This is a genomic window from Albidovulum sp. (assembly GCF_049646345.1).
Classification (GTDB): Bacteria; Pseudomonadota; Alphaproteobacteria; order Rhodobacterales; family Rhodobacteraceae; genus Albidovulum.
In genome coordinates this window covers 1-4,263 of the sequence record NZ_JBARVQ010000029.1, presented here as the reverse complement: position 1 = coordinate 4,263, position 4,263 = coordinate 1, and the positions used below count along the sequence as shown (strand labels likewise).

At 61.3% G+C, this 4,263-nt stretch carries 3 protein-coding genes; 1 reads left to right on the top strand and 2 read right to left on the bottom strand.

The window, feature by feature from the left end; translation table 11 throughout:
* Nucleotides 1–167 precede the first annotated feature (167 nt).
* Nucleotides 168–1,973: an ABC transporter ATP-binding protein gene (locus WBB85_RS00735; protein WP_432636704.1), complete on the top strand. Its 1,806-nt coding sequence runs from the start codon at nucleotides 168–170 to the stop codon at nucleotides 1,971–1,973.
* Nucleotides 1,974–2,332: 359 nt separating this feature from the next.
* On the opposite strand, the gene WBB85_RS00730 is transcribed toward WBB85_RS00735, so the two are convergent.
* A complete protein-coding gene (locus tag WBB85_RS00730) occupies nucleotides 2,333–3,781 on the bottom strand; it encodes a TrkH family potassium uptake protein (protein ID WP_432636703.1) in 1,449 nt (482 codons plus the stop codon).
* Between the two features lie 36 nt (nucleotides 3,782–3,817).
* Nucleotides 3,818–4,219 (bottom strand): EamA family transporter, encoded by a 402-nt coding sequence (locus WBB85_RS00725; RefSeq protein WP_432636702.1) that lies wholly within the window; start codon nucleotides 4,217–4,219, stop codon nucleotides 3,818–3,820.
* Nucleotides 4,220–4,263 lie beyond the last annotated feature (44 nt).

Below are 4,263 nucleotides of genomic sequence, written 5' to 3'. Positions count from 1 at the left end.
CATCGGTTCACTTCTGGACATTCTTGCCCCAGGCATTAAGTGAGGCATTCGGGCTTGCGCCTTGTCCGCAGAGTGCCGATGTTACCGCAGCGTCCAGCCGGTCGCCTGTGCAGGAATAATACCTCTGACGTATCAGAGAAGCATCTGAGAACGGGATCGCGATAAACATGGCCGAGCCGGTTGACCCAATCACCCCGGATGGCAAATGGTCCGACATGCTCGATTCGGGCGTGTTCATGCGCCTGATAAAGGATGGGCTGCGCAGTCAGGGCAAGATCTACGCCGTCGCTGTCATCGCGATGGTGGTTGCTGCTCTTGCCGCAGCGGCGAGCGCATGGGTCATGGAAGGCATCGTCGATGCGATGACCGATACCGGCAACCGGGCGCGGGTGAACACCGTTGCGGCCATGGTCGCGGGTATCTTCACGGTCAAGGGTCTCGCCTCCTACATCCAGTCGGTCTACATGAAAAAGGCTGGCAACCGCATCGTCGCGACGCAACAGGAACGGCTCTATCTGAAGATGGTCGGCCAGGGTGTCGCGTTTTTCGACAACAACGAATCCTCTGGCCTGCTGATGCGGGTCACCAACAGCGCCGAATCCGCCCGGCAGATGCTTGACCTGATCGTCACCTCGGCGGTCAAGGACACTCTGACGCTGGCGGGCCTGATTGCGGTGATGTTCTACCAGCAGCCGCTTTTGTCACTCGTCTCCCTCGTGATCGGCCCCATTGCGATCATCGCGGTCCGGATCTTGCTGCGCAAGGTCCGGGCGATCATGGAAAACGAACTCAGCGCGCTGTCCGAGATCATCAAGATCGTTCAGGAAACCTCGGGCGGCATTCGTGTCATCAAGGTCTTTGCGCTCGAAGACCGGATGATCGGTCGCATGAAGGATGCGGTCAAACAGGTCGAGCATCGGGCGAATTCCATCGCCCGGCTGGAATCGATCGCCAGCCCGCTGATGGAAACGCTGTCGGGCTTTGCCATCGCCGCTGTGGTGCTGATCAGTTCGGTCAACCTGATGGGGGGGGAGCCAACCTCACCCGGTCAGCTCATGTCCTTTGTCACCGCTCTGCTCATGGCCTATGAACCCGCCAAGCGCCTGTCGCGGGTGCGGGTGTCGCTGGAACGGCTGATGGCCCGGGTGCGGCTGATGTTCGAGATCATCGACCAGCCCGATGTCATGCTGGAAGCCGATGATGCCAAAGACCTCGTCGCAGGCCCGGGCGAAGTGCGGTTCGAGAAAGTGCAGTTCGGCTACGGCAAAAAGCGCCCGGTCATCAAGAAGATGAGCCTTGTCTTCGAAGCGGGCAAGACGACCGCGCTGGTCGGGCCGTCCGGCAGTGGCAAATCAACGATCTTCAACCTTGTCATGCGGCTTTACGATCCGACCAAGGGCCGGATCACGGTCGACGGCCAGGACCTGAAGGAGCTGACCTTTGCGTCGCTTCGCAAACGGATATCCTTCGTCGGGCAAGACACCTTCCTGTTCGCGACCACGATCATGGAAAATATCCGCTGCAGCCGCCCCGATGCCAGTGATGAAGAGGTTGAGGCCGCCGCGAAGGCCGCCCATGCGCATGACTTCATCATGGAATGGCCCAAAGGCTACCAAAAGCAGGTCGGTGAACATGGCGGCTTCCTCTCGGGCGGGCAGAAGCAGCGCATCTCCATCGCCCGGACCATCCTGCGCGACAACGAGATCCTGCTACTGGACGAGGCGACGAGCGCGCTCGACGCCAACTCCGAGGCGCTGATCAAGGAATCGCTGAGCCGGATCACAAAGGACCGGACGACGATCATCATCGCCCACCGGCTGTCGACGATCCTTCAGGCCGACTGCATCTATGTGCTGGACCGGGGCGAGGTTGTCGAAAAGGGAACCGCCAACGAGCTTCTGGAAAAAGGCGGCGCATTCAAGAAGCTGTTCGACCAGCAGTTCAGCGGCACCCGGCAGCAGGATCAGGGCTGACGGAACGCCCGTCAGACCGTTCTGCCTTTGCCGCCGTCAGACTGCTTTCAAGGGGCACCTATCCGTTTCGGGTTTACAGTGAATCAGAATTCGAACCTTTTTCGTTCGAAATCAGCTACTTGTTTTAACGAAATCCCGAAACGCGATAAGGCAGATCTTCCGCGCCAGATCTTGATCGCAAAAGGTACACTTAACGGTCGATGATGGCCGGTTCTGAGATTTGACATGGGGCTGCCGTTCGCCTGGAACATGCACGCTGTCTGAGTGCCCGCCCGTCATAAGCGGCACCGGCAACAAAGCCGGAAAAACCCCGTTCCAGAAAGCCACACCATGTCATCGTCGGAAGACCTGCGCTGGCTTCAGGCCCGCCAGAAGCGCGGCAAGGCCACCACGAACACCGACAGAAGCGACAGCCTCCCCATGATCATCGCGAGGATCATCAAGAGCTTAGCTACATCCGGAAAGTCGATGAAGGTTCCGGTCGGCGCGACCAGCGGGCCGTAGCCGTAGCCGATATTGCCGATGGAGGTCCAGGACGCGAATATCGCCGATTCAACATCGACCCCGGTATCGAGGATCAGAACGGCCACGACCCCGAAGGTCAGGATATAGGCGCCAAGGTAAAGCGTGATCGCGTCCAGCGTATCGCGGTCAACGGTCCTGCGGGCATATTTGATCGGGGTCACACGATGGGACGAATGGATGCGCCGGATCTCGGCGAAAAGTCCCTGCATCAGGATCTGTACCCGGAACACCGACAGGCCCGCCGCGCTCGATCCCGAACAGGCCCCGATCACACCCAGCCAAAGCCCAACCATGATCGCAAACCCACCCCAGATCGCGAAGGACCCGGTGCCGAACCCGGTCGAGGACATGATCGACACAAGATTGAACAACGCCTCGCGAAAGGCCGGTTCCGCTGCCTGATCGCTCGACATGACGCGCCATATCGTGACCGAGACCACCGCAGCGTCGATCCAGCCCAGATAGGCGCGCACCTGCGGGTCCACCGTCAACGGCCGGGCGCTGCCCCGGACCAGCTGCACATAGCGGATATAGGGCAGACTGCCCAAGATCATGAACAGGACCGCAGCATATTCGATCGCCGGCGCGTATCCCGCGAAAGACGCCGCGCGCGGGGAAAAGCCGCCGGTGGCAATCGTAGCAAACCCATGTGCCACAGCCTCCAGCCGCGGCATGCCAAGGGCGCCGTAGACCGCCATGCAGGCCAGTGTCAGCCCCGCATAGACAAAGAACAGCTCAATCGCGATATCGCGGGCGCGCGGCAGGACCTTACCGAATGTGTCGAACCCTTCCGCACGAAAGAACTGCATGCCCCCGACCCGCATCACCGGCAGGAAGATCATCGCGATAAAGGCGATGCCCAGACCGCCCAGCCAGTTCAGCATCCCGCGCCAGATATGGACGCCGGAGGGCAGGCTATCGACATCGACAAAGACCGACGCCCCGGTCGTGGTAATGCCAGAGGCGGCTTCGAAATACGCGTCCAGAAACCGGGCATCTGGGGCACCGATAACGAAGGGCAAGGCTCCGAAACACGGCACCAGGAACCAGATGCCAAGGGTGAGGAGGAACGCCTGCCGCACGGACAGGCTTTGACCCGCATGGTTCTGGCAGGATATCGCCGTCAGCCCGCCCGCCAGCACGCAGATGATCCCGGACTCGGCAAAAGCCTGTGCATTGCCGGTGGCCAGCACGTAGTCGACAGTAAAGGGCAGCACCATCGTGGCGCCCAGCACAGCGATGATGAGTCCGATGACGTAACCGACGGGGCGTAGATCGACCATGACGGGGCGAAGCCATGCGCCGCGCCCCGGCAAGTGTCAAGGGTCGCCGTTCTGCCGCGCCGCGCGCTGGAACTGCACCGTTCCGGCAGCGATCAGCGCCACGGCGGGCCAGAAGGCAGGCGGCAGCGCCTCTCGCAGCGCCGTGACGGCAAGGACCGCGCCGACCATCGCGGCAACGCCTCCGATCTGGCTCATATAGACCGGGCCCGCCAAGGCCTGCAGACGGAATTGCAGAACGTATTGCGTGGCGACAACGACCGATCCGGTCAGTATCAGGACCATGATTTCACGGTCGGCCCACAGGACCGCAAGCCGCCCGCCTTCGCTGTGCAAGGCCATCGGCAGGACCAGCCCGGCACCGATCAGCACCGAAAGTGCGGCGAGCGTCACAGGGGCCTCACCCGCAGGCCAGAACCGGGTGCGGAAGATGTTGCCCAAGGCTAGAGCGTGTTGCGCCTAATCGGTTTCATATCCTGCGGCCT

Bases quoted from the DNA above. Each gene is read 5' to 3' on its own strand.
- WBB85_RS00730 (WP_432636703.1), bottom strand. From the start codon at position 3,781: ATGGTCGATCTACGCCCCGTCGGTTACGTCATCGGACTCATCATCGCT.
- WBB85_RS00735 (WP_432636704.1), top strand. From the start codon at position 168: ATGGCCGAGCCGGTTGACCCAATCACCCCGGATGGCAAATGGTCCGAC.